Genomic DNA, 25161 nt, shown 5'->3' on the forward strand with positions numbered 1-25161 from the left:
CATGCCGATATTTCGTAAACGAGGCAAGGCTGTCCTCTTTGCGCACGTCCCTAAAACCGGCGGCACATCCGTCGAACGACTTTTTCGCAGCTCCGGATGGGAAATATCTCTACTGTTGGAGAAGAACCTCGATGACAAAAGGCACCTCAATTATTATCGGCGTTCGAGCCCCCAGCACATGCAGGCTTCCTTGTTGTCCGAGCGCTTTCGTCTCGAGGCCTTCGATGTCATATTCATGATGGTTCGTGATCCATTGGAGCGATTCCGGTCGGAAATCGCCATGCGCCTGCCTCGAATCACTGATCCAGCGGACCCAGCCTTCAATTCCTTCGGTGATCAGCTACTTCGCGACTACATCGCAGACCCTTACGCATGGGACAACCACCTGCGACCTCAGGTTGATTTCTATTTACCTGGTGCATCGATCTTTAAGCTCGAAGAAGGGATGGGCACTGCAGTTACTTCCTTGCGCGAAGACTTAGGCCTTGACCTTGGCAAGACGGCACCGCATAACAAAGTGCGACGTAGCGCCTTGAAGTCTTCCGACATTGTTCTCTCACCATCACTCGAGCGCCGAGTTGTACAACTTTACGCTCAGGATTACACCACCTTTGACTATGCGCGTCCCATCATCACAAGCTAACGAAAAATAGATACATCACGCACCATGGTGGGGCGCAACGTCGGCCTGTCCGTTGCTTCACTGCCGCTTGAGGAAGGCACGAAATCCTTGGGGGAAGTCTCGAGGACGCGGGACGGCGTCCCATGGCCGGATACCGAGGGTGAGAAGGGCTCCAGCGAACGTGGTGAGGTAGCCCAGTGTCGAAGCCACCGCTGCGCCGGTGGCCCCCGCAATGGCTGTGGCCGGATAGAGCGCGCCGATGCCGACTGCGAGGCCGGCTAGCTGTACGGCGGTCATGCTTTTGCCGCGCTCAGAAGCCACGAGCGCCATGGTGCACACGTGATTTCCCGACAGCGCTACGCCGCCAAGTAGTGCAATTGCTGCGAGAGGTACAGAACCTTTGAACTCCGCGCCAAATAACCACGGAATGCCCCATATCGAGGCAAGCGCTAGGGCGATAGCAAGGCTAAGAGCGACGGCGATAGCCAAGCGGACGGCTTGGGTGTACTTAGCCTTCGATTGCTCAAGAACAAATTCGCGAAAGACGGAGGTGCCTAGGGCGAGTCCGATCGTGACTGGCAGGCTGCCGATAGTTGCTGCCACTGAGTAGAGACCAGTGGCGCCTGCGCCGATCAGCGGGAGGACCAGAAATTGATCGAGCCGGGCGCTAGCGACCTGACCGGCCTGACTGCCCCACAGGGTTGCCCCTTCTCGGAGCAGCGAGAGCTTCTGTGTGGACTGTCCTGAGGGCGTTCGCACCCAGAAGCGCCCGAGAAGGAAGGCCGCGACGGTGCCCGCCGCGTACGCGAAGAGTACGGAAGCGACACTGAGAGCATCGAGGATCCATAGGGTGAGGACGACGGCGAAGTATGCCACTGTTTGGATAGATCCGATCCAGAGAATCCTGAAGTACCGCTTTTCAGCGACCATGACATTGTGGTCGATAGACCAGGAAAACGTGAGTCCGGAAAGAGACATGGCGATGACAAACGCAATTTTGGCGATGTGGTCTAGCTGAGTTAAGACGGTGAAGAGTGGCGCAAGAGCTAATAGTCCTCCGAGGGGCACTGTGCACCAGGTCAGAATGCGCGCAGACCTGACGGCGTCATGACGTTGTGTCTCGTCCACAACGCGACGACGCACTGCTAGTGGCACTCCCAATCCGATAATGACACCCGTAATAGTTACTGCTGCAAGCGCGGCGGCGGTCAGGCCGCGGCCAGTGGGGCCAATGGCTTGGGCAATGATCGGTGCAGTGAAGAGCGAAAGCGATTGTGAACCCAGACGTCCCACGCTGAGGCCGGCCGGGGTGTGAAAGAGGAGATTGATTCGGGTGAGTGCCCAGCGTAAACGTTGCATGGCCATGATTCTTCTCACCGCGCCATCATGGTGGGCGAGAAACGTTCCACGGATCGGCGCAGGCCCCACCGCCTGAGTTCAGCCAGGCGGGCTAGCCGCTCTGTTCTAGGACTAGCACTTTTGGTTAGTGCAGTCCCTGCCAGCGTGACTATGAGGCTTTCAGCACGTGCCAGCAATGATGCCAGGTATCCGCGATGGATGGAGACCAGCCGGAGGTGCGCATCGATGCGGGCTCGTTCAACTAGATGCGAGGCCTTAAGAGATGACGTGCCAGCCTCGTGTTCAATGACAGCCGTCGGTATGAGAGCCAAGCTCGCGCCTCGAGCCTTCGCACGAAGGGATAGATCAACGTCCTCGCCGTAGAGGAAGAAAGCATCATCGAAAGGGCCCAACTCCGTGAGGAGGCGCCGCGGGCCAAACAATCCAGCTCCGCACAAGCGATCAACAGAAACCAGTTGGCCGGCCGTGATCCATTCGGCAAGTTGGGCTCGCCACCTTTTCTTTTTCAATGCAAGTGCGATGGAGCTGAACCACACGTTATAGGCATGCACCTGCGGCACACCATTGTTCACGAGCAAAGCGCCCGTCAGAGCGTTCGCGGTGAAAGGGATCTTGGAATTGATCAGTTGGGTGAAGAAATCGATTCTTGTGCGTGAATCAGGATTCATCAGCAGGATGTAGTCCCCGCTGGCGGCTGCCACGCCCTGATTTACAGCCTGCCCAAACCCAAGGTTAGTGCCGTCGCCGATGACGCGAGCGTCAAAATTTTGCTCGCTGCTGTCAATCAAGCCGCCGTTGTTCACGATGAGGATTTCCGTTGTTACCTCGGCGGCTTGTGCGGCGGCGCGTACGGATTCGATCGACGTAGCGATGAGCTCATGAGGTGTGTTATAAGCGACATAGATAACCGAAATATTCATGTGCTTTGCTGCCTATTAGCGGACGAAATCGCACGGATTTCTTCGAGAATCTCATTGCGGGCGTTAGCAATATTCGATGCGGAATCAGCCAGGCGGGCGTCATATGCGTCGCGCGCTGCGGGATTGGTCAGTAGTTCTTGCAGTTGAGCGAAGACTTTGGAAGGTGGAAAGCTGTTGACCGAATGGACCCAATCACTCAAACCGAGATCGCTGAAGGCGCCAAAGCCTTTTCGTTCGTAAGCGAGGTGGATGACGTAGTGTCCAGCGGCGAGTGCCATGAGCGCTGCGTGCAACCGAACAGCCAAGACGACTCGAGGTGTGCCACCACGAGTCATGAGTTCCTTCCGACTCACGAGACGTCGGGGGCAGAGCGTGGCGGTTGCCGGTCGGTCGTCGTTTCCCCGTGTTGTGCTCTGGATGTAGGCGTCGTAGGTGCCGAGCATTCTAGCTACGCGGTGGATGTCGGCTTTCACGGAGCCATGAACGTCACGAATTGAGAGAACTGGCGTGGGGTCTACCAAGCCGTTAGTTGGGCGTGAAGCTGATGCGGTGGCAGCTGCTAAATCCGGGAATCTCCGGACGTTGATGCCGGCGAACTCATTGAGTGATCGATCATCCCGAACATAGACGCGAGAGACGTTCTTGAGCAAAGTGCGGAAGAGAGCTTGAACGCCAAAGCGGGCTGGCCCAATACTCTGCGGGAGGTAGAACGTTGGTGTGTTTGCGCGTGAGGCGGCCAAGAGTTGGGGGCCGTGAACAAGGAGTGTTTTCAGCGTCTCGACAAGAGTTCCGGCTCTCAGGTAGCCACCGCCGACCGCTATGACGACGTCGAATTTGTTGATGTTCTTCAGCGTGGCGAGTGTTCGGCGATCCCAGCCTCGGACCGTGGGGACCGTGGGCAGCAACGTTGCGTTGAGGTGCCTAAAAGTCTCTGGCTGAGAGGCAAGAATGGTAATGCGGCACTCCCCGAGAGAGTCGGCAATAATTTCAAGTGTCTCGGACACGAGAAGACCGTCTCCGGCATTATGGGCTGAGTATCCGTGCAGAACTAGTACTTCTGGCGCCACTAGGCGTTCCTCCCCATCATGCCGTCATCGACCATGTCCTACCATACCGGGCTGACCATAGACCCGCCCGGTACAGTGCTACTGGAATAGATGCCGCGTGACAACTGCACGACCACGACGAGGAGCGTGACAGATCAACATGGTGAATGCACAGCTAGCTGTGGGCGACACGCCGCGTCGCTCGTTGCTCGCACCGGGTTGGTGGTCGCTCCGCTGGTCGGAGCGGCTGGTTTTCTTGTGTCTCGTCTTTTTGCCGCTTCAAAAGGCACTGACGATTGAAGCTGGTTTCCCGCTTAAAATCAGCGAAATACTACTGTTTTTTGCCCTCATCTCTCTCTGGAGCGGTCATAGCAAGTCTGGATGGCAGAGTTCACCCCGTCTGAAAACCATGACTTTGGTATTAGGTCTACTAGTTTCCGTGGTCTGCGCATCCGTAATGTGGAATTTGCTTGTTCCGTTGCCAAATGATGACTTTCCTGGCTTTGACCGCTCACTTACGCTGGACATCCTTCTCTACGGATTTTATTCAGTAATGGTTGCAATTTTTTGGTTAGTCGTATCGCGGCAGTCCTCGCGGGTTGTTGGAGTAGGGGTATCGTGGGCGACACGATTGGCGGCACTATTCTGTGCGGTACAAATCATCCTCTATAATTTCTCGGACTTTGACACGATGAGACTTCTCAATATGGAGTTGGTCGTTGGTGGGGCGTACGGTGAGCCTTTTCCTCGGAATGGGTCTTTTCACGAGGGAAATTACTTGGGCGCGTTTGCCGCCGCGGTCCTTCTGATTCTTCTGCGCAGGAGGGACTGGTGGGGCGCCCTGCTCGGTCTAGGAATGCTGATTTACAGTCAGTCCACCGGGGCTATTGTTGCCGTCATGGTCGGAATTTTGATCGCGTTCATGATGAGGCCACGCGCACTATGGCAACTTGTGGCAACAGGCATTACATTGATCGGACTAGCTCTGGCGTATGTCGTCGATCCAGTGCGTGAATATTTGGCATTTCAGGTTTCGAAGCTAACGACTTTGGGTGAAGATTCAGTAGCCGTCGGTGAGGCAGGTCGGTCGATCGTGATTCGTGAAGGCAAGTGGGAAACCGCCCTAAAAATTGCGTCAGATTCGCCAGTACTTGGTGTCGGCCCAGGGCGTTATGGTGTTTGGTTCCATGAGAAGTATGACGCATCATTGTTTCCGTCAGACTATCAATTTTCCAATGGTCGGGCAATTGCGGAGAATGCTTACGGCCAAGTTGTGGCTGAGCTCGGATTTATCGGTCTCTTAATATTTCTTGCCTTTTTGATCTTGCATCTTTTGGCGGGTAGCCGTTTGGGATTCTGGGAAGTTGCTGTCGCAGGTACGACCATAGTGACTTTGTGGACTGCTCCATCGTGGACGACCTTGACTTATTGGATGGCTCTGGGGGTACTGGCGGCCTACTATGGAGCAGCCAAGCGGCGAGCCGCGCCCTTGCGGGATCCTTCATCCGTGGCGGTCACTTCATAAACCTAGTTTCCCTGCGGCGTGTCAAAGTTAATCGAGCCATCTGGCAGATGCTAACTGATTTGCAATCAGGGATTTTAATTTGCCGTATGTGGTTTATATTTTATTTAGCCTGATTCTGACCATTGGGTGAATGAGTGTCCGAACTTTTTGGCTGTAACTTATTGTTTTAGAATGCGCAGACATCAATGCGAGTATTTATTTTTCAGGCAACCTGAAGGGGCGCACTATAACTGGTTAGCCTCAGAGTTAAATTTGATTTAATTTTGGATGGACGTACGGGGTGTTCTGGGTGCAGATTGCAGACTTTGAGAGCAGATAATCTGAATTCAAATTCGAGTACGCATGGATTTTGAGCACACTCGTGCTGATCGACTTGCCAAGATGCCGTGTCCGATTTAGATGTTTACATCGCCCCTGAATCAGCCCATCGGTGTGTCGAAACGATGGATATTATAGGTTGCCATTAAACGAATGATTATGATGATTTCGTGAATTTGGTCAAGGGTAATTCAGCATTCCCAGAATTTTGATTCTTGCGTGTCGATGTGAAAGTTATTCATTTTCAGTGAGCGGGGCAGTCAGGCCGCAAAAATGGTTCAGATGACAATCAGACGATGCATAGTCGGGCCATCGGTTTCTTCATTGATGCCGAAGAACAATATTTTGATGTGTAATGTCGCGTCTTTCCGCGGCGGTAGGATAAGCCAGCAGCCTAACTCGACTCTGGCAGAACTTCGCCGAGAATGCAGGGTCGCGCTGCCAACCTGACACAATAGTGCCGTGAGTTCTGTTGAAGAGGCCCGGTGGGAGCGCCGCGCCGTGATTGATCTTGACGCGATCGGCCACAACGTGCGGCACGTCGCCGACTTGGTAGCCCCCGCGATGGTCATGGCCGTCGTCAAGGCCGACGGCTACGGGCACGGCGCGCTGCCCGTGGCCCGCACCGCCCTCGAATCCGGGGCCACTTGGCTGGGCGTCGCGCACGTGAGCGAGGCGCTCGCCCTCCGCGAGGCGGGAATTAGCGCACCAATGCTGGCTTGGCTGCACACGCCGGGCACCGACTTCGCCGCCGCCGTTGAGTCCCACGTGGACTTGGGTATTTCCGGCTGGGAATTGGAGCACGTGGCCGCAGCCGCCCGCGCAGCCGAACAACCCGCGCGCGTGCACCTCAAGATCGACACCGGCCTCGGCCGCAACGGGGCCACGCTCGAGGCGTGGCCCGACGTCCTCGCGGCCGCCTCCCAACTCCAGGAGGAGGGCCTTATCCGCGTGGTGGGAGTCTGGACCCACCTCGCCGTGGCGGACGAGCCCGACCGTCCGCAGACCGATCACCAGCTGGAGGCTTTCCGGGCCGCGATTTCGGCCGCTGAAGAAGCCGGTTTTGAGCTTGAGCTCAAGCACGCCGCCAACACGCCGGCCGCGCTGTCCCGCCCCGATGCTCACTTCGACATGGTGCGGCTGGGACTGGGCATGTACGGGCTCAGCCCGTTTCGCGATCAGGACCATGAAGCGCTCAGCTTGCGGCCAGCCATGACGCTGTCCGCGCGCGTCGCCAACGCCAAGGAGGTTCCCGCCGATCAGGGGGTCTCCTACGGTCTCACCTACCGGACGCACAGCGCGACGACGTTGGCCTTGATTCCTCTGGGCTACGCCGACGGCGTGCCGCGGGTGGCCGTTGACGGGCCTGTGCAGATTGCCGGCCAGCGCCACGTATCCTGCGGCCGCGTCGCCATGGACCAGTTCGTCGTGGACGTTGGCCAGGTGCCCGCTCGCGAGCTCGTGGGTACAGAGGCCGTCCTCTTTGGGGCTCATGGGCCGACAGCCACCGAGTGGGCGGACGCAGCAGGCACCATCAACTATGAAATGGTGACGCGGATAGGCAGCCGCGTACCGCGCGTGTACACCGGTGAGGCGGCCGAGACCGTGGCCGCGGGGGAGGAGCGCCATGGGTGAGGCACCCCAATGGACCATTGAAGTCGAGGCAGCCGACGCACCAGCGACGCAACGCTTAGCTGCCGCGATGGCCGTCCAGCTTAGGCGAGGGGACGTGATCCTGCTTTCCGGCGAGCTCGGGGCAGGCAAGACGACGTTGACGCAAGGCCTCGGCCGAGGGCTCGGCGTGCGGGGCGGCATCATTTCTCCGACGTTCGTCCTCTGCCGCATTCACCCGGCGTTGGCCGATGGGCCGGATCTGGTGCACGTAGACGCCTACCGGCTTGGCTCAAGCGAGGAAATCGACGACATCGACTTGGAGTCCACGCTGGCTAGCAGCGTCACGGTGATCGAGTGGGGACAGGGCAAGGCCGAACACCTCAGCGATTCCCGCCTCGAAATTCACCTCCAGCGAGCCACTGGCGAGGACGCTGGCGATGAGATTGTCACCGATTTTGAAGAACGGGACGACGCCGATCCGCGCGTCGTGCGCATCAGCGGTTACGGGCCGCGGTGGGCCACACCCCTGAGCTGGGACTAGGGCAGCACCAACTCGACGCGGATCATCCAACCCTCTGGCTCTGCTGCGTCCTCGCTCTGCCCCGGCGGGCCGACCGTCTCCGCGGCACACCCCGGGGTGGGCTTCGGATGGCACGGATCGTGCCCTGGGGGAGTCTTGCCCGAGTCCGGCTCCTCAGCAGGAGCAGGCGAAGGCTCGAGCGGCACCGGCTCGACGACTGATTCCGCGGAGGCCTCACCCTCGGTGTCTGGACTCTCCGGGCTGGTCGCCTCGCCCGTTTCTGGGGGAGCGGTGGAAACAGTCTCGGGGGTGGACGGCAGGCTGGGTTCAGGTTCCGGTTCCGGTTCGGGAGTCGGCTCCGGCAGCGGGCTCGGTTCAGGACTCGGTTGTGGTGCGGGCGTAACCTCTGGCTGCGGAGTCACCGTGATACCGGCAGAGTGGGGTGCGGCCGGCTCAGGTGTCGGTTCAACCGTTGGTTGGGGCGTGGGCGGCGCGGCCAGCGTCCCTTCCGCAGACGCAGCGGGCGGTGAGGCCTGGCTGCGAGGTGTCTCAGGAACGGGCGTGGGCGTCGCGGCCGGAGCCTCTGCCTGCGCTTGGCGAGCGGGCGCCTCAGTCTGAGTGGTCACCTCAGCTAGGGGCGGCGCGACTGGAGCCGGGTCAGCCGCTGGAAGAGAGGTCGCCGGCGTGGGCGCAGCCTCGGCGGAGGGCGCAGGCGTCGTCACGACGTCGGGTCCCGACACCGCCGTTGAGTTCTGAGGCCTCTCACTGGGGCTCGCCGAAAAGGCGCCAGCCTCAGCTGGGCCGGACAGCGCCGTCGGAGCGACGGCGTCGTCGGCGGTCGGGCTGATCCAGCCGGCGGCAAGTCCCGTCACACCGAGCACGATCCCCGTCGCGGCCACGGCCCCGGCCGTGGCGAGGCCGGCGGACTGCCACCACGGTTTGGGTATCGCGGCACCGACCGCCGCGGCCCCGGCTGCCGCCCCGGCAGGGGTCAGCCACACGAACAGACCGGCCGAGCCCACGCCCACAAACAGGGGGCCAATCACGGACCGCATGGCCGAACTCACGTCCTCGAGGTGTCCGAGGGCGCTAAAGCACGCCGGGCAATCCTCAAGGTGTTGGCTGAACGCCGCCTGCTTCCGGGGCGTCAACGTGCCGCGGACGTACTTGGCAAACTGATCGGCTTGGGCGCACTCCTCACGCGTGGTTTCACTCACGTGCGCCTGTAGGTAAGCCGCCCGCAGCCCCTCCCGAGCGCGGACAGCCAGGGCCGACACCGCGTTGGGCGACGCGGCGCCGATCAGGCTGGCCACATCCGCGGGCTTTTCGCCCTCCAACTCCACGTGCCACAGCACGAGCTGCCACTGTTGAGGCAGCGACCGGAACGCCCGGCCCAACAGTTGCGATTCAAAGCCGTCCATCACCGGGTCTGCGTGATCCGTTCCGGATTCGAAGAGCTCGATCGAGTCCGTCTTGAGCTCAGCTTGAGACTTCTTCATCGCGGCAAGCGCCGTCCGGGAGACCACCGTCAAGAGGTATGGGCGGAATGCCTCGGTGGGTCCCTTGCCGCGGCGCAGTGTGGTGAGCATGCTGGAAAAAGCGTCGGCAACGACGTCGTCTGCCTCCACCGTGCTGCCCGCGTTCAACCGCCATTTGGCGGTCCTCAGGGCGGCGTGCTGGTGCCGGGCGTAGAGCTCGCCAAACGCCTCGTCATCGCCGGCGCGCACGGCGGCGATCAGCTCGGCGTCTGAGCGCTCCTCCTCGGGGAACAGCATGCGTGTCTTCCTCTCTGCAGCGGCGTCCTGCCGGTGCACCCGTGTGCGAGCATCCGGGGCCACCCTAGGAGGGGATTTTCTGCTCAGGGTTTGCACAATGCGCCGCTATCAAACAGTATCTCCAGCGGCTGGGCTCAGCTTAATGATGCATGATATGAGCACGTGAGTGTTAAAGCTCCGCGCTCCCCACAGATCGACCCTCGTCTGACCCCGCCGACCGGAGGACCCGTGCCCGCCCATCCCCGCCTCCCCGACGAGCCGGCTCACTCCCGCCCGGCCGGTTCGGCGAGCGGGTTGTCCCCGGCCGCGCAACGTCGGCGGTCCTCGAGCCCGGTTTGGGCCCGCGTCAGCGCTTGTGTGCAGGACGCTCGCTTGCTCGCCGTCCGGGCGCCGGCGGGAACGGGCCGGCACCGCCTAATTGCCGCATGGGGGCGCAGTCATGCCGCCCAGGAGCGGGACTACCGTGTTGTTGAGGCGCACGAGGTGCGCGCGGCGCTGCCGTCCGGGCAGGCATACGACGCCGGTGCGGCCGTGACGGCGGCCCTCGCGGCCGCACGTGAACAAGCACCACTGGCCGCGCTCGCCGTGATACTGCCGCCCCAGCCGGCCGCGGCCGACGCAGCGCGCGCCGCTGGCGCCGTCGTTGTGGAAGCTGGGGACCTGCTGCTGAACCGGGCCGAGGCCGCCGCGTATTGCGGCGGAGAGTCAGCATGGTTCGAAGCAGCGTGGGCGCAGTTCGGTGGATGGCTCCATGCCTGGGATACGTTGCTCGACGCGAACGACAGGACACCTGACCAGCAGGAGCACGGCGGCGTGAACGTCAGCGCGGTCGCCGACGAACTGCACCCCGCTGTGACGGACGCGTGGCTCACGTGGATTCAGGCCCAGCCCGCCGCGTTGGAGCTGGCGCGGATTGGACAGTTTCCCGTTCTCACGCGGGCGGCCCTAGCCCATGTCTCCTCGGGCAGCCTGGCCCTCGGACTTGACCCGGCCCAACGGGTCGGACTCGCCCAGCGCGAGGCTGATGGTCCCCGGGAGGGGGCGACGGCGTCGTCGTGGTCTGTCCCCACCAGCCTCCGGAGAGTGTGCGCGGCGCACCTTTATTCGGTGGATCCGGGCCGCGCACGCGAGGCCGTACGCGAGACGGCGCGCGCCCTCAACGCCTCGGGGCGGATTGCCGATGCCGTGCGCCTCGCCCGGACCGCCGGCGAGTGGGAGACGTTGACCCCAATCCTCTTGGGCGGGTGGGCCAACCTGTTGGACGGGAATCGGGACTTGATTGTGGGTAGCTTCCAGGCCATCCCGCCCGAGGCCACGCGGCTGCACCCGGCCCTGCGCGCTGGCCAGGTCCTGCTGGATCCCAGTGAGATCAATACGGCCATGCCGGTGAGTAACGTGCCCGATCAGTCGGCCATCCTCGAGGACTTGCGTCACCAACACGCGCGGACGGGGCGGCGGCAGGGTGCGGAGGCGCTAACGACGGCGATCGCGCTGATGGTCTACGAACGGCGGCTGGGACTGTATGAGACCGCCGGGATGCGGGCCGCCGAGGTCCTTCAACTCAGTGCCGCTGCGCCGCCGGAGGTGGAGTCCGCCTTGCATTCGGTCGCTGGTTTCGAGGTGGGGCTCTCCTCCTTGATGGCCGGCCAAGTGCAACAGGCGTTCGCCGGATACGAGCTGGCACATCGGCGCGCCGCGGCCGGGGACTACACCACCGGTGCGCTGATCTCCTGCGCCGGCCTGGCGTTGTTGCACGTGTATCGCGGCGAGCTGGCTGCCGCGCAGGCCTCTGTGGGGGAGGGGCGCCAGCATTTGGCCCGCTACGGGCCGCATTCGCGCGGTGCGGAGACGCTCACGATCGTCTCCGCACTCATCGCCCTGGAGCAGTTTGATGAACCGACGGCGGAGGCCGAGCTCGCGACCCTACCCGCGTTCCCCGCGAATTCCGACCGGTGGCCCTTCCACCTGTTGGCCCTGGTCCGGCTGGCCTTGCTCCAGCAGCGCTACGGCGACGCCGATCGGATGTTGGAGCGCGCGGAAGCGGATCGCTCCTTCGCCGCTCATAGTCCCGTGGCGGCGCGCCTGATGAATATCCTCCGAGTGGAGAGCCAACTGAGTCGCGGGGACGTGCGGGCCGCGCTTTCCGAGGCCGAGCAACGGCTGGGCGACTCACTGGACGGGCTGATTTACCGGGCGTGGTGCTTGATTTTCGCGGGTCGGCGCGTCGAAGCGCGGGAGCTCGCGGCGCAAGCACTTAGTCTCGATCCGCCGGTCCGGGAGCGTCTGTTGGCCGATGCGCTGAGGACTACCACGCTGCCTGCGCCGGAAGGCGTGGACGAGTTTGTGCAGCGCTACGGGCACAGGCCGCGCCCGTTGATCGGATTGGTGCCGCTGTGGCAGTCGGAGGCCCATCGCGCCGCGGCCCGCGCCCGTGGCGTGTTCGACGCCGAAGAACTGCGGCGCCTTGACGGCATCGGGGCCCGCCGATTCGCCTCGACGGAGGAGATGCCACGTTTGACCCCTCGCGAGCGTGAGCTCTTGACAGGATTGTCCCGGGGATTGACGCGCAAGCAGATCGCCGAGGAGCTCTTCGTCTCGCCCAACACCATCAAGTCTCAGGCGTCCTCGCTCTACGGCAAGTTGGGTGCGTCCTCACGGGCCGAGGCGCTCGCAGCCGCGGAGCGGTGGAACCTCATCTAGACGCCACAGGACGACGGCGGCGCCAGCGGTGCGCCTCGGCGGTGGCTCAAGGAGAGTCGGGGACTTACTCAGGGGTAACGCAACGCGGAGTCAGGGCCGCCTCAAGAATTTTTCGCGATTCTGGCGTCACGATTCGCGGGCCCACCCATTAAAGAGGGCATGAGGCAGCAAGAACCGATGAACAATTCTCGGCCGGCCCGGGGCAGCACCGGGCCGCTCTCGAACGGCGCCACCGTTTTGGTGGCCCTACCTGAGCGGGGCCTGCAGGACGTGTTCGAATCCGTGGCGGCGGCCGACGGGTTCCCTACCGTGGTGGCAGGACCCGGGCGGCACGTCGTGGAAATGGCGGGCCGCGGCCGCCCGTCGCTGATCGTAATGTCCACGCACTATCGGGACCTTCCCGCGGTGGAAGTCATCCGGCGCCTGCGCGGCGTGAGCCGCGCCTATGTGGTGGTTCTGGACCGCGGGGCGGAGGAAGCCCAGCGCATTGATCTTCTCGATGCGGGCGCGGACCAAATCATTGACGCCACGCTGAGTCACCGGGAATTGGCTGTGCGATGGCGCGCCTTATTGCGCCGCGTGCGGCGTGCGCGGCAGGGCTCCCTCCAGCCGGCAACAGGTCCGTTGGCGGCGCAGCACGGCCCTGTGGTGCAGGACCGAGGCTCGGCCAACGCTGCGGGCCGTGAACCGCGGACTGACAATCCTCGAGCCGGCGTCGTGCCGCAGCGAGCGAGACGGGACGAGTCGACTGGACCCGCTCTGCCGCCCGCTCCTGGCCCCCGAGTGCTCGAATCCGACGGGCTGCGGGTCGACATCGGGCAGCACTTGGCTTGGCTCGACGGCGCCGAGGTGCACCTCACACGCACGGAGTTCCGCATTCTCGTCGCGCTGATGGGTGGCCGGAGCAGCGGGGGAGGGCGCCTGCTGAGCAAAGCCGAACTCGTTGGCGTGATTGGCGCCGGAACGGCGGACCGCTCCGCGCTGCGCTCCTTGGAAGTCCACGTCGGAAACCTACGCCGCAAGCTGGGTGAGCGGGTGCGGGAGCCCCGGTGGATCCGCACCGTGCGCAGCGTCGGCTATCACTGGCTGCCGGAGGTGTGGGACGCGGCCAGGCCCCGGGACGAGGTCCAACCCGCGGGGCAGAGGGAGTCGCCGCACGCAAGATCTACGTCAGTGGGAGCAGCACACCGCTCGGCCCGCCTGCGCATGGTGACGTGATGCGCAGCGGACGCGGAGACTCCGGCGCGTAAACTGGGGCTCATGCTGTTGCTCGCGATCGACACGTCCGCCCGTGCCACCGCCGCCCTCTTGCGCGTACACGAGGGGGATTCCACGGCCGCCGGCGTGCAAGTCTTGGACCGGTTCACAGCCGATCGCGTCAATGCCCACGCCGAGGTCCTTTCGCCAGCCATCGCTGGAATGCTTGCCGAGGCTAGCGTGAACGGTCGAGAAATCGACCACATCGTGGTCGGCGTCGGGCCCGGCCCATTCACCGGGCTGCGCGTGGGCATCGCCACCGCCAACGCCCTGGGATTTGCGTGGTCCGTACCGGTCGGCGGCGTGGTGAGTCTCGACGCGATCGCGTGGCAGGCCGTGCGGCAAGGCGAAGCGAATGGTCGATTTGTCACCGCCATCGATGCCCGACGTCGTGAACTCTACTGGGGGGTGTACGACGCCGAGGCGCGCTTGGTGGACGGCCCCCACGTCGGCGCCGCGGGCGCTGTGGCCGGGTACCCGGTCTACGGAGCAGGAGCGGGAATCTATCCGGAGGCGCTCGCCGAGGCTGGGGCAACTCCGGTGGCGGGGTGGGACGACGTCGTGCCCGATGCCGCCGCGCTGGGGGCCGCTGCGGCACGCACGCTCGCCGCTGGGGGTGAACTACTGGCCACCACCCCGCTCTATTTGCGGGAGTCTGATGCCAAGGTTCCCGCCGCTATGGTCCAGGGCCCAAGCACGCAGCCGCGGGGCGCCGCATGAGCCAACGGGCGGCGAGCGGCCAGCCGGGCGGGGGCTGGGCCCTGCGGGACATGGTGGCCGCGGACATTCCGGAGGTCTATGCCCTCGAGCTGTGGCTCTTTCCAGAGGACGCGTGGCCCCGGGACATGTTTGATGCGGAGCTGGCGCAAGCTGGACGGGGAGACGACGTGCGCCCGGCCGGGCCGGGCAAGCCAGCACCTCAGCCGCCGACGAGGCGCTACTGGGTGGCCGAGGTGGAGGGGCAGATTGTCGGATATGCCGGCATGATGTGCGTGCTTCCCATCGCGGATGTGCAGACCATCGCCGTGGATTCTCAGTTCGAGGGTCGCGGCCTGGGTACCGCATTTCTGCAGGCCATCATCGACGAGTCGCGCACGCGCGGGGCAGAGAACGTGATGCTTGAGGTCCGCGAAGACAACCAGCGCGCCCAGCAGTTATATGAGCGGCATGGTTTCCGCCAAATCCATGTGCGCCCGAATTATTACCCCGGGTCCGTGGCGGCTCATATTATGCAGCTGCCACTTTCCTAAGGCTTCGTCCAGCGTTTGGCGCGCGCTGTCGCAAACAGCGCCTCATTCGGCGCAAAGTGACGCACTTCACTACGAGCGCTAGTCACCTGCCCGGATTTGCATGACCCTCCGGGTTGGAGCCCCTAGGATCCTGAGTCATCGGGCCCGGTGGCGCGAAACGGAACGCGCACCCCGCCGCGGCCCTGTGCTGCTGAGCACGAACGGGAGGGGACCACGTGGGTAACTCGACATTCACAAAGGGCCGGGCGATTCTGGCCGGGGGTTTGGTATTGGGCGTCGGCGCCGCGGTCACGCTGGCGGCGTGGACGGATTCGGAGTTCGCCGAAGGCCTGTTCACGGCGGGCTCGTATAACCTCGAGGGCAGTGACGACGGCGTGACGTACGCCGACCAAGACACCGCGGACGGTGCGCTGAGCCTTTCCTTCAGCACCCTGTTCGATAACCTCACACCCGGGGACACCACCTACGCCTCCTACTGGCTGCGGCTGGACGCCGACACCACGACGGACGCGACGGTCACCCCGGCCGGCGTCACGGGAACAGATACCAACGAAAACAGCCCCAACGCAGGGGCCATCAGTTACACCATCACGCAGGTCTCCGGCGGCGATTGCGAGGCTGGAGAGGCCACCGGGACGGTGGTCGCCGAGGGGACCACCTTGAACGACCAGACGGGCGCCACGGCCATGGATCTCGTCTCCAACGGTGCCGGCACGGACGGGACCCCGGTCCAGCTGTGCTTCGCCGTGACCGCTGGCGCCGAAGGCTCCTTCCAGCAGGGTGGGGCGACGACGGCGGTGTGGCAGTTCGACTCGACGAGTAACTAGCCATGGGCCGCCACACCGGGCGGCGGGAGCACAACGGCCAGCCGCGGTACCGCTGGACCCGGGGTCCTTTCACCAAGGTGCGGGCCCTGCTCGCCGGGGGACTCGTGTTGGGTATCGGCGTGGCCGGAACCTTGGCCGCGTGGACGGATCCCGAGTACAGCAGGGGTGAATTCACGGCCTCGGTCTTCGGGATCGTGGGAAACACCGGTACCGGCTTCGCCGAGCACACCACGAATGCCTCCGCCGCGCAGATGACCTTCGGCGCTACGGCCATGTCTCCGGGCAGCTTGGCCTACGGGTACCTAGACGTGCGCACGACGACAGCCAGCACCGTCGGCGGCACGCTCACCTTGACGGGCTCCACACCCGCCGGCGCTGCCGCGATCACGGACTACCTGACGTACCGCGTCGCCGTCGTGCCGACGGGGACCACGTGTGCTTCCGCCACGTACAGCGGTACGGCCGTCAGCGCGGGCAGTGTCTTTGCGCCCGCGACGGCGACGGTGCCCTCCGCCGGGTCCACCATTCGGCGCTTCTGTTTCCAGGTCCAGCTGGCCACCACCACACCGAACACGGCGCAAGGTCAGAGCGGCACCATCACGTGGCAGGTAACCGGATCGTCCGACTAAGGCGACCCGCCACGCCGCAGACCACTCGGCATCGATCCGCGAGAGGAGGTTCAGTGCCCGCCCACACCGCCCCACCGCACACCTCCGCGACGCCGCGCCGACCGTCCGGCCGCCGGTCCCAGCGTCGCCAGGTCCTGCCGCGCCTGTTGGGACAGGTGGCCCTCAATCTCGCCGCAGTGGGCGGGCTGGTCTGTATCCTCCTGGCCGCGGCGGCTCTGCTGTTCGACGTGACGCTCATGCTCTTTAAGACCGGATCCATGGCTCCCACGATCCCGGCCGGCTCGGTCGCCGTTGTCCGTGCCGTCCCTGCGGGGGACGTCGCGGTCGGCGACGTCGTCACCGTGGACCGGCCGGGGCAACTGCCCGTCACGCACCGCATCACCTCCATCACCGCGGCACCAGCGGGTCACGACGCCACGCATGTGCTCACCATGCGAGGCGACGCCAATGCGACGGAGGACCCGTACCCCTACACCGTCTCCACGGTGCGTGAGGTCCTCTTTTCCGTCCCGCATGCAGCCAACGTGCTCATCTGGTTTGGTCACCCATACGTCCTCGGTGGCTTGACGCTCGGCGCCTCCGCCCTGGTGACGTGGGCCTTTTGGCCCCGAGGACGTCAGGACGACGGCGGGAGGCAGCGTGCCGGACGACGCCGCCGTGGACGCCGGGGTACGGCCGCCGCCGCGGTGCTGCTGGCCGCGAGTGCCGCCGTGACGGTGACGGCGCCAGCCCCGGCCAACGCGGCCGTCGCCCCGAACCGCAGTGAGGCACCGGCCACGGGGGACTTCCTCACATTGATCACGGAGGGCGACCGCGGGCGGATGGAAAACATGACCCCCGGTGCTCCGGTGTATTGGCAGGTGGGCGTCCAAGCAGAGGCGCCACATGCTGGGCGCTACTCCGCGGAAACGACGGTGCTCGGTGACGTCTCTGCGTTCCGCGTCACTGAGCGGACCTGCACTGAGCGGTGGGTGGTCGACTCCGGAGCGTGGCAGTGCGATGGCCGGGAGGTGGGCGCCACCGCCCCGGAGGCGCAGAACGAGCCGGGCGAGACGGCGGCGCTATCCGTCTGTGTGCCCTCGAGCGAGCAGCGGTGGTACCTCTACCACGTCACGCTGACCGAAAGGTCCCCCGGAGGGCCTCAACCCGCGGTCACGGTCAGGGTCGACGCCTTCGGGCTCGGCACCGGAACGGCCGTCACGCTCGGCGAAGAGGCGTGGCACGCTCAACCGGAGCGCGTGAGCGTCCGGGACTGTCGGGACATTGCCGACCCGGGCGGAGACCTTGCTGGCCCCGGCGGTGACCCTGCTGGAGGCGGCCAGGACGGTTCGGTGGCCAACGATTCCGGCGGTGGTGCCACGGGCGGGCTCGCCGGGACGGGATGGGGCGCAAGCAGGCTCTGGCTCGGTGCCGGTGCAGTGGCCGTTGGCCTGATGTTGGCGGCCGCTGCCCGCTGGCGTCGGAGGGGGAGTGATGCGTAAGCACGGGGTACGGGCTGTCGAACCGCGCCGTGCGCACACCGCACGGCGGGTGGGCGCCGTCGTCGTGCTGCTCGCCGCCCTCTCCGCAGCGGTGACTGGAGCCCACTTGCCCCACCCCACGGAGGCTGCGTGGGCGGATGCGGAGCATGCGCGCGGCACGCTGGCCGCGGGCGAGGTGTTGAGGCCGGTCAACATGACGTGCACCAAGCCGGCCTTAGCCTCCCAACTGCAATTCCGGTGGACTAACCCCACTGGCGGACTGACCCGGCAGCAGTACCGATGGGAGTTCTACAACCCGGGGGTCTTGGGGCTGGGACAGAGCCCCACCCGAACCGGCACGCTAAACGCTAGCGCTACCGGTGTGAACATCTCGATTAGCTTGGGCGACCTCTTGGACCTCGGCCAAGGCAATTTTCGCCTCTATGCTGTGGGGCCGGGCGGCTGGGAATCGGGCGTCAACCACACTTACAACGCCACCGCAGTCCTCGTTTCCTGCGGTTCAGCGAGCAATATCCCCCGGTAGCCGCGCGGTAAGCTGGACCCCATGTCTGACGCCCCCCTGATCCTCGGCATCGAATCCTCGTGCGACGAAACCGGAGTCGGCATCGTCCGCGGAAACGAGCTGCTCGCCAACACCGTCAGCAGCTCCATGGATCAGCACGTGCGCTTCGGCGGCGTCATCCCGGAGATCGCCGCGCGCGCCCACCTCGAGACGATGATCCCGACGCTGCGCCAGGCGCTCGACACGGCCGGGGTGGAGCTCGACGACATCGACGCGCTCGCCGTCACCAGCGGGCCGGGCCTGTCCGGCGCGCTCATGGTCGGCGTGGCCGCCGCCAAGGCGCTCGCCGTCGCCACCGGCAAGCCGTTGTACGCCATCAACCACCTCGTGGCGCACGTGGGCGTGGGGGTGCTCGACGGCGGCGAGCTGCCCAGCGACTTGGGCGCCCTGCTGGTCTCGGGCGGGCACACCGAAATCTTGAAGGTGCGGGAGCTGACCAGCGACGTCGAGTTGGTGGGGCAAACCATCGACGACGCCGCCGGCGAGGCGTACGACAAGGTGGCGCGACTGCTGGGCCTCGGCTACCCGGGCGGGCCGGCCATCGACCGGATCGCCCGCGAAGGCAACGGCAAGGCCATTCGATTCCCCCGAGGGCTGAGCCTGCCCAAGTTTGTGGGCACCGCGGAGGCGCCGGGCAAGCATCGCTACGATTTTTCGTTCTCCGGCCTGAAGACGGCGGTGGCCCGCAGCGTGGAGCAGTACCAAGCCAAGGGGCTGGATGTCCCGGTGGCGGACATCGCCGCGTCCTTCCAAGAGGCCGTGGTGGACGTGGTGACCAAAAAAGCCGTCATGGCGTGCACGGAGCACGGGCTCTCCACCTTGTTGCTGGGCGGGGGAGTGGCCGCGAACTCGCGACTGCGCGAGCTCCTCGCGGCCCGGTGCGCCTCCGCTGGCATCACCCTGCGCGTGCCGAAGCCGAGCCTCTGCACGGACAACGGCGCCATGATCGCCGCACTGGCCTCACGGGTGGTCTCCGCGGGGGTGGCCCCCACGGGCGTCGGCTTCGCCACCGACCCGGGCCAGCCGGTCACGCAGATCTCGCTGCCGGCCGCCTAGTCGGCTGGAATTCGGTGGTCACCGCGCCACTAGTTGGGCTGGTTATTCCTTTTCGAGAACAACCTTTGTTGTAGTTCCGAGCGCGGTGACTTCGTAGGTGATTTCACCATCTTCGTAGGTGAAGTCCTTGCTATCGGAGGTTGAGGCTAGAAGCGCATTGTCCGTTGCCTCGACATCGCGATCCGAGGTCCATGTGTATGGTTCATTGGCGTCGGAGGGGGTTTCAAAAGTTCCGACCCAGTAGACGGATGTAGTGTCTCCTCCGTCATAGACCCACTCGATAGTCAGGGTGCCATCTGCAATCTCTGCTTGCTGGAAAGATTCTTTACTCTTCGGATTGTTTTGAATCCACGCACCGGTGAGGTCGGGAGCAGTGGGAGGCTCCATAGCTTCTTGCGTGGTTGGCTCCTTTTGTCCGGCAGGCGCCGAGTTGCTTTCGGAACTGCAGCCGGCGAGGGCAAGAATTGCTAGGGCAGGAATGATGAGTTTCTTCATTGGTCAACTATGTGCAGTAAGCGCAGTTGGATCCAAGATGTCGCAATGATGTGACTACGTTTCATTTTCTGTGCTCTCGGCCAGCCGGTCACGCAGATCTCGCTGCCGGCCGCCTAGGTCAGAGTCTGCGGGGCCGCCGCGGTGAGCGTCGGCGTCGTGCCGGCGGATCAGGCCACGCGCATGCGGGCCACATTATCGGCGACGACGGCGCGCAGGTCGCCGTCGTTTGCTGCGGCAATCTGGCGCTGCCACTGATACCCCGCGCCACCGCGGAGAATGCGTTCGATGTCCGCCAGTTCGTCCGAGCAGCCGAGCTCGCGCGCCACCGGCTCGAGGCGATTGAGAATCTTGTACATCTCATCCGTGACGAGGGCCTCGTTGCCCTGCTGGTCCAAGATGATGATGGAGTCCAGGCCATAGCGGGCCGCGCGCCACTTATTCTCCACGCGTAACCACGGCGGCATGACCGGGATAGCCCACCCGTTGTCCAAACCGGTGGACATCTCATGCACCAAACACTGCGTCAGCGCGGCGATCGCGGAGATGTCTTGCAGCGAGCTCATGCCGTCACAAATGCGCATTTCCACGGTCCCAAACTTCGGCACCGGCCGCACGTCCCAGCGGATCTCAGAAATGTCATCAATCACGCCCGTGTGCAGCATGTCCCCGACGTAGTGCTCAAAGGCCTCCCAGGCCCCGAAGTGATAGGGCAGCCCGGCCGTGGGCAATTGCTGGAACATCAGCGCGCGCTGGGAGGCGTAACCGGTGTCCTCGCCGCCCCAGAAGGGACTCGATGCGGAGAGCGCCTGAAAATGCGGCTGGTAGTTCACGAGGCCGTCGACGATCGGTAGCGCCTTCTCCCGCCGGTCCACCCCGACGTGCACGTGCACCCCGTAGATCGCCATCTGCTGACCCCACCACTGGGTGCGGTCAATCATCTTCGCGTAGCGCTCCTTGTCCGTCACCGGCTGGAGCTTGGGCGGGGAGAAGGGGTGGCTGCCGGCCGAGTACAGGTCCACCCCCATCGGATCCGTCACGCGGCGGATCTCATTGAGGTTGTGGGACAGCTCGGCTTCGGCCTGGGCCACCGAGTCGCACACACCCGTGACGACTTCCACCGTGTTCAGCAACAGCTCCTGCTTCACGTGCGGGTGGTCTTCGTCCTCGCTGAGGCCGCCGTGGAGGGCATGCACGCCGGACAGCACCTCATTGGCCACGGAGCGCATGTCTCCGGTCTGCCGGTCCACGAGTGCCACTTCCCATTCGACGCCCAGCGTCGACTGTTTGGACGCGGCGAACTCGATCTCCATGCGGCGGGCTCCTTGGTGGTGGTGCGTGCTGACCACTCATTCTAGGGGTGCGGTAGCCTTGCGGCGTGAAAAAGCACCCTGCCGCCTTTCGTGTGACTCCCCGCCACCTGCGCCGTGTCCGCCTCCGCGCCGCCCTGGCGGCTGGCACGGCCCTCATGCTGGCCGGATGCGCCGTGGGGGCGCCGTCGTCGTCCACGTCGTCGTCGGGAAGCCCGACGCCGCAGGAATCGGCCACGGCTACCCCCGAACCGGCCGCGACGAGTTGGGGTCCGCTGGAGGAGGAGCGCACCGCGGCCGCCGAGGCCGTGGCTCAGATGACCGCGGAAGAAAAGGCTGGTCAGGTGCTGGTGCAGTACTACACCGGTCAGGACCCCGCCGCTGCCCTCGCCGCCGCTGAGGAGTTGCACCTCGGCGGAGTGATCATCATGGGGGACAACGTTCCCACCACCACGCTGGACGACGGCGGCGCCGGGGCGGATGTGGGGCAGCTCGAGGAGACGATCTCCGCATTCCGCGACACCATGGAAGCAGGTCGCGACTGGCCGGCGATCGTGGGGATCGATCAGGAGGGTGGGCGAGTGGCTCGCCTTGAGGCGCCCCTGACCGAGTGGCCGACTCCCATGGCCTTCGGCGCGGCCGACGACACGGAGCTGACGGCGAAGGCTCAGCGTGCGCTCGCGAGTGACCTCGCCGGACTCGGCTTCACGATGAACTTCTCCCCGGACGCGGATGTGACCATCGGCGCGGCGGATCCCGTCATTGGCGCCCGCTCCTACAGCTCCGATGCCGCGCGGGTGGCGGAGCACGCCCACGCGGCCGTGGGGGGCTCGCTGGCGGCGGGGGTCCTGCCGAGCCTCAAGCACTTCCCGGGGCACGGGTCCGTCACCACGGACTCGCATGTGGGCTTGCCGGTACAGTCGGCCACCCGTGAGGGGCTCATGGAGCGCGACTGGGCGCCCTTCCTGCAGCCCGAGGGCCAGGAGGCGGGGCCGGGCGCGGCCGCCCCGATGGTGATGGTGGGGCACATCGCCGTCGATGCGCTGGAACCCGGCGTGCCGTCGTCGTTATCCGCGGCCGCATACGGTGCGCTGCGTGAGGACGTGGGGTTTGAAGGCGTGGCCGTGACCGATGCACTGAACATGGGCGCACTGGCGGACACCGCGTCCAACCCGGCGGCGACCGCGCTGGCCGCCGGCGCGGACTTGTTGCTGATGCCGGTCGACGTCCGGTCCGCCCACGCCGCGATCCTGGCGGGACTCGAGGACGGAACCATCCCCGCGGAGCGTCTGGACGAGGCGGCCACGCGCGTGGTGGCGATGATGATGTATCAAGAGCGCCTGGCGGGGGAGTCCGGCGGTGACCGGGAGACGGGATCGAGCGACGACGTCGCGCTCGAGGCCGCCCGCGCCGCGGTCACCCAGGTGACCGGCGCGTGCGGGGCGCCGCTGGTGGGCGAGGCGATTCAGATCATCGGCGGCAATGAGCGCGACCGCGCCCGGCTGGCTGCCGCGGCGCAAGAGGCGGGTCTGAGCGTCGGGTCCGGCGACGTCGTCGTCCTGCTGGGCAATACGCTGCAGCCGGCCAGCGGGGACGTGGTGGTGACCCTCGATGCGCCGTGGGCGCTGGAGGGATCGGCTGCCAGCAGCGGCCTCGTGGCGTTGTTTGGCCGGAATCCGGCGTCCTTTACCGCGCTGGTCGACGTGCTCCGGGGCGAGGCCGAGGCCAGGGGTCACTTGCCGGTCGACGTGGGCCAATATCCGGCGGGTTCCGGTTGCTAAGGTGACGGCATGGCGATCTTGAACAAGGACATGACGCTCTGCATCTCGCTGTCGGAGCGGCCCAGCAATAACGGCACCCGCTTCCACAACCACCTCTACGAGCAACTGGAGTTGAACTGGATCTACAAGGCGTTCCGGCCCACGGATTTGCGGGACGCGATCGCTGGGGTGCGCGGGCTGGGGATTCGCGGGTGCGCCGTGTCGATGCCGCACAAGGAATCCGTCATTGAGCTGGTTGATCACCTGACAGAATCCGCGGCCGCCATCGCGTCCGTGAACACCATCGTCAACGACGACGGCGTGCTGACGGCCTACAACACCGATTTCCTCGCCGTGGCGCAGCTCGTCCAGGACCTTGACACCGCGCTGCCTGTGGCGGTGCGCGGCTCCGGCGGCATGGCCAAGGCGACCGTCGCCGCGCTGAAGAGCGTGGGGTTCGCGAACGTGACCGTCGTCGCGCGCAATGCTGAGCGGGGGAACGCGCTGGCGGACCAGTATGGGTTTGCGTACTCCGCTGAGGTGCCGGCGGGCTCTGGCCTGTTGATCAACGTGACGCCCGTCGGCATGGCCGGTGGGGATGGCGAGGGGCAGCTGTCTTTTACTCACGAGCAGATCGTGGCCGCGTCCGTGGTGTTTGACGTGGTGGCCATGCCCGCGGAAACGCCGCTGATCGAGGCGGGCCGCGCGGCCGGGAAGCGGGTCATCACCGGGGCTGAGGTCCAGACGATCCAGGCGCTCGAACAGTTTGTCCTGTACACGGGGATCCGGCCGAGCGAGGACCAGGTAGCGGCAGCGCAGGACTTCATGCGCGCCGAGGCGTAAGGGCAGCGTGCTGATTCAAGTCCGCGGAGGCGCTGCCGGCAGCCTGTCGCCCCGCGAGGGGGAGTCGGGGCGCTGGGGCCGGCGAAATGACTCCGTCGACCTTGTGGGTCGTGAGGAATTGCTGCTGGGTTCAGATGGGTCGTGAGAAATCGTCGACATCTGGCCCGAAGGGCGCCATTTCGTACGACCCATCGAAGCGGCACTGCATTTTCGTACGACCCAAGTGAGCGCGCCAGCACTTTGTGACGACCCATCCAGCATCGAATCGTCTGCCTCTGCCGTTCTGTGGATAACTCGCGGGGGTCGTGCCCGAAGTCCGGCATGCTGAGGGGATGCAGGAACACAACCGACACCCCGATGCCGCCTTGCCGCGGGTCTTTCACCTCGAGGACGCCCGCGCTGCCGGCGTTACGGTGGGTCAGCTGCGAGGAAGTCGGTTTGTTCGGCTCGGCCGCGGGATCTACCGGCAACGTGCCCTACCGTTCCACAGTCTCGAGGTCTATGCGGCCTTCTGCGCGGCCAATCCTGATGCGCATCTAAGCCATGTCAGCGCGGCCCACGCGTGGGGACTCTGGCTGCCGCCACGCATCACGGCCGGGTTCCCGGTGCATCTCAGCACCGCCGGACCCCAGCGGAACAGCCCGCGTCAGGTGAACGTGGTGGGGCACTGGTCGAGGATTCCGCCGGACTTCGTTCGGGAGGTGAATGGACTCCGCCTCTCGTCGCCGGCGTGGACGTGGACTCAGCTGGCGGGCTCTGGGCTGGGACTGCCGGACCTCGTGGCGGCGGGCGACGCGCTACTGCAGCGTTCTGATGGGGCGGAGCGGCCACCGAATGTTATCGGCGCGAATCCTCTGGCAACCCGTGACGAGGTCTTCGACGTGTTGGAGATGCGCAAGAGGTTTCCGGGAAAACGCCTAGCGTTGCAGGCTGTGTCCATGCTTCGGGAGGGCGTTGATTCCCGACCCGAGAGCATCGTCCGGCAGGACCTCGTCAAGCACAGATGGCCCGAGCCCGTGGTGAACTTCCATCTGCAAACCCGGTGCGGGGTGCGGGCCATCGATTTGGCGTACCCCGATCAGCGCATTGCAATCCAGTACGAGGGCAGGCACCACAACAGCTCCGAGCAGCTCTCCCGCGACATCCTCCGCGACGCCGAGCTCGAGGAAATCGATTGGCTCACGGTGCGCACCGATAAGACGTATTTCAGCGACCCCAATTGGGGTGGTTTCTATGACCGTTTACGCACGGCCTTCGCTCGCCGGAAAGGCACGGCATAGCCGGACGAGCTCAAC

The 25161-nt window shown here is 64.8% G+C and carries 22 protein-coding genes; 16 read left to right on the forward strand and 6 right to left on the reverse strand.

Annotated features, from left to right (window positions below; genetic code table 11):
* Nucleotide 1: 1 nt before the first annotated feature.
* On the forward strand, nucleotides 2–643 hold the full coding sequence (locus tag IW252_RS11170) for a sulfotransferase family 2 domain-containing protein (RefSeq protein WP_196836623.1): 642 nt from the start codon (nucleotides 2–4) through the stop codon (nucleotides 641–643).
* Nucleotides 644–700: 57 nt separating this feature from the next.
* Here IW252_RS11170 and IW252_RS11175 read toward each other — a convergent pair whose 3' ends face one another.
* Genes IW252_RS11175 through IW252_RS11185 form a run of 3 tightly spaced genes read right to left on the reverse strand, consistent with a single transcriptional unit; the run spans nucleotide 701 to nucleotide 3968 of the window.
* A complete protein-coding gene (locus IW252_RS11175) occupies nucleotides 701–1987 on the reverse strand; it encodes a lipopolysaccharide biosynthesis protein (RefSeq protein WP_196836624.1) in 1287 nt (428 codons plus the stop codon).
* Nucleotides 1988–1995: 8 nt separating this feature from the next.
* Complete coding sequence (locus IW252_RS11180) at nucleotides 1996–2901, reverse strand: glycosyltransferase family 2 protein (protein WP_196836625.1); 906 nt, start codon at nucleotides 2899–2901, stop codon at nucleotides 1996–1998.
* Nucleotides 2898–3968: a polysaccharide pyruvyl transferase family protein gene (locus IW252_RS11185; protein WP_331271520.1), complete on the reverse strand. Its 1071-nt coding sequence runs from the start codon at nucleotides 3966–3968 to the stop codon at nucleotides 2898–2900. The genes IW252_RS11180 and IW252_RS11185 overlap by 4 nt, the downstream gene beginning before the upstream one ends.
* Before the next feature lie 139 nt (nucleotides 3969–4107).
* Here IW252_RS11185 and IW252_RS11190 point away from each other — a divergent pair, with 139 nt between their 5' ends.
* The 3 genes from IW252_RS11190 (at nucleotide 4108) to tsaE (ending at nucleotide 7945) form a co-directional block, all read left to right on the forward strand.
* Nucleotides 4108–5472, forward strand: coding sequence for an O-antigen ligase family protein (locus IW252_RS11190; protein WP_196836627.1), 1365 nt, complete (start codon nucleotides 4108–4110; stop codon nucleotides 5470–5472).
* Nucleotides 5473–6252: 780 nt separating this feature from the next.
* Nucleotides 6253–7425 (forward strand): alanine racemase, encoded by a 1173-nt coding sequence (gene alr, locus IW252_RS11195; RefSeq protein WP_196836628.1) that lies wholly within the window; start codon nucleotides 6253–6255, stop codon nucleotides 7423–7425.
* The gene (gene tsaE / locus IW252_RS11200; protein WP_196836629.1) at nucleotides 7418–7945 is read left to right on the forward strand and encodes a tRNA (adenosine(37)-N6)-threonylcarbamoyltransferase complex ATPase subunit type 1 TsaE; all 528 of its coding nucleotides are present in this window, start codon (nucleotides 7418–7420) and stop codon (nucleotides 7943–7945) included. Before alr ends, tsaE begins: the two co-directional genes overlap by 8 nt.
* Here the strand turns inward: tsaE and IW252_RS11205 are convergent.
* A complete protein-coding gene (locus IW252_RS11205; protein WP_196836630.1) occupies nucleotides 7942–9699 on the reverse strand; it encodes a sigma-70 family RNA polymerase sigma factor in 1758 nt (585 codons plus the stop codon). The genes tsaE and IW252_RS11205 overlap by 4 nt on opposite strands.
* Before the next feature lie 228 nt (nucleotides 9700–9927).
* Between IW252_RS11205 and IW252_RS13745 the strand changes: the two genes are divergently transcribed.
* The 9 genes from IW252_RS13745 to tsaD all read left to right on the forward strand — a co-directional run bounded on the left by IW252_RS13745 (nucleotide 9928) and on the right by tsaD (nucleotide 19461).
* Nucleotides 9928–12399: a helix-turn-helix transcriptional regulator gene (locus tag IW252_RS13745; protein WP_331271521.1), complete on the forward strand. Its 2472-nt coding sequence runs from the start codon at nucleotides 9928–9930 to the stop codon at nucleotides 12397–12399.
* Between the two features lie 159 nt (nucleotides 12400–12558).
* Nucleotides 12559–13617: a response regulator transcription factor gene (locus IW252_RS11215; protein WP_196836631.1), complete on the forward strand. Its 1059-nt coding sequence runs from the start codon at nucleotides 12559–12561 to the stop codon at nucleotides 13615–13617.
* A 42-nt stretch (nucleotides 13618–13659) separates the two neighbouring features.
* Nucleotides 13660–14376: a tRNA (adenosine(37)-N6)-threonylcarbamoyltransferase complex dimerization subunit type 1 TsaB gene (gene tsaB, locus IW252_RS11220; protein ID WP_196836632.1), complete on the forward strand. Its 717-nt coding sequence runs from the start codon at nucleotides 13660–13662 to the stop codon at nucleotides 14374–14376.
* On the forward strand, nucleotides 14373–14906 hold the full coding sequence (gene rimI, locus IW252_RS11225) for a ribosomal protein S18-alanine N-acetyltransferase (protein WP_196836633.1): 534 nt from the start codon (nucleotides 14373–14375) through the stop codon (nucleotides 14904–14906). Before tsaB ends, rimI begins: the two co-directional genes overlap by 4 nt.
* A 215-nt stretch (nucleotides 14907–15121) precedes the next feature.
* Nucleotides 15122–15733, forward strand: a complete 612-nt coding sequence (locus tag IW252_RS11230) for a SipW-dependent-type signal peptide-containing protein (protein ID WP_196836634.1) — start codon at nucleotides 15122–15124, stop codon at nucleotides 15731–15733.
* 2 nt (nucleotides 15734–15735) lie between these two features.
* The gene (locus tag IW252_RS11235) at nucleotides 15736–16362 is read left to right on the forward strand and encodes a SipW-dependent-type signal peptide-containing protein (protein ID WP_196836635.1); all 627 of its coding nucleotides are present in this window, start codon (nucleotides 15736–15738) and stop codon (nucleotides 16360–16362) included.
* Between the two features lie 53 nt (nucleotides 16363–16415).
* Entirely contained in the window at nucleotides 16416–17843 is a 1428-nt protein-coding gene (locus IW252_RS11240) for a S24/S26 family peptidase (RefSeq protein ID WP_196836636.1), read from the forward strand.
* Entirely contained in the window at nucleotides 17836–18366 is a 531-nt protein-coding gene (locus tag IW252_RS11245; protein WP_196836637.1) for a hypothetical protein, read from the forward strand. The genes IW252_RS11240 and IW252_RS11245 overlap by 8 nt, the downstream gene beginning before the upstream one ends.
* 21 nt (nucleotides 18367–18387) lie before the next feature.
* Nucleotides 18388–19461: a tRNA (adenosine(37)-N6)-threonylcarbamoyltransferase complex transferase subunit TsaD gene (gene tsaD / locus IW252_RS11250; RefSeq protein ID WP_196836638.1), complete on the forward strand. Its 1074-nt coding sequence runs from the start codon at nucleotides 18388–18390 to the stop codon at nucleotides 19459–19461.
* A 42-nt stretch (nucleotides 19462–19503) separates the two neighbouring features.
* On the opposite strand, the gene IW252_RS11255 is transcribed toward tsaD, so the two are convergent.
* Together IW252_RS11255 and IW252_RS11260 are read right to left on the reverse strand one after the other, a co-directional pair.
* Entirely contained in the window at nucleotides 19504–19956 is a 453-nt protein-coding gene (locus IW252_RS11255) for a membrane lipoprotein lipid attachment site-containing protein (RefSeq protein ID WP_196836639.1), read from the reverse strand.
* Between the two features lie 167 nt (nucleotides 19957–20123).
* On the reverse strand, nucleotides 20124–21266 hold the full coding sequence (locus IW252_RS11260; protein WP_196836640.1) for a glutamate--cysteine ligase: 1143 nt from the start codon (nucleotides 21264–21266) through the stop codon (nucleotides 20124–20126).
* A gap of 65 nt (nucleotides 21267–21331) precedes the next feature.
* Here IW252_RS11260 and IW252_RS11265 point away from each other — a divergent pair, with 65 nt between their 5' ends.
* The 3 genes from IW252_RS11265 to IW252_RS11275 all read left to right on the forward strand — a co-directional run bounded on the left by IW252_RS11265 (nucleotide 21332) and on the right by IW252_RS11275 (nucleotide 25146).
* Nucleotides 21332–23044, forward strand: coding sequence for a glycoside hydrolase family 3 N-terminal domain-containing protein (locus tag IW252_RS11265; protein WP_331271522.1), 1713 nt, complete (start codon nucleotides 21332–21334; stop codon nucleotides 23042–23044).
* Nucleotides 23045–23053: 9 nt separating this feature from the next.
* Nucleotides 23054–23866, forward strand: a complete 813-nt coding sequence (locus IW252_RS11270) for a shikimate 5-dehydrogenase (RefSeq protein WP_231365995.1) — start codon at nucleotides 23054–23056, stop codon at nucleotides 23864–23866.
* A 332-nt stretch (nucleotides 23867–24198) separates the two neighbouring features.
* Complete coding sequence (locus IW252_RS11275; RefSeq protein ID WP_196836641.1) at nucleotides 24199–25146, forward strand: hypothetical protein; 948 nt, start codon at nucleotides 24199–24201, stop codon at nucleotides 25144–25146.
* Nucleotides 25147–25161 lie beyond the last annotated feature (15 nt).

Origin of the sequence: Zhihengliuella flava, from assembly GCF_015751895.1 — a bacterium.
Taxonomy (GTDB): Bacteria; Actinomycetota; Actinomycetes; order Actinomycetales; family Micrococcaceae; genus Zhihengliuella; species Zhihengliuella flava.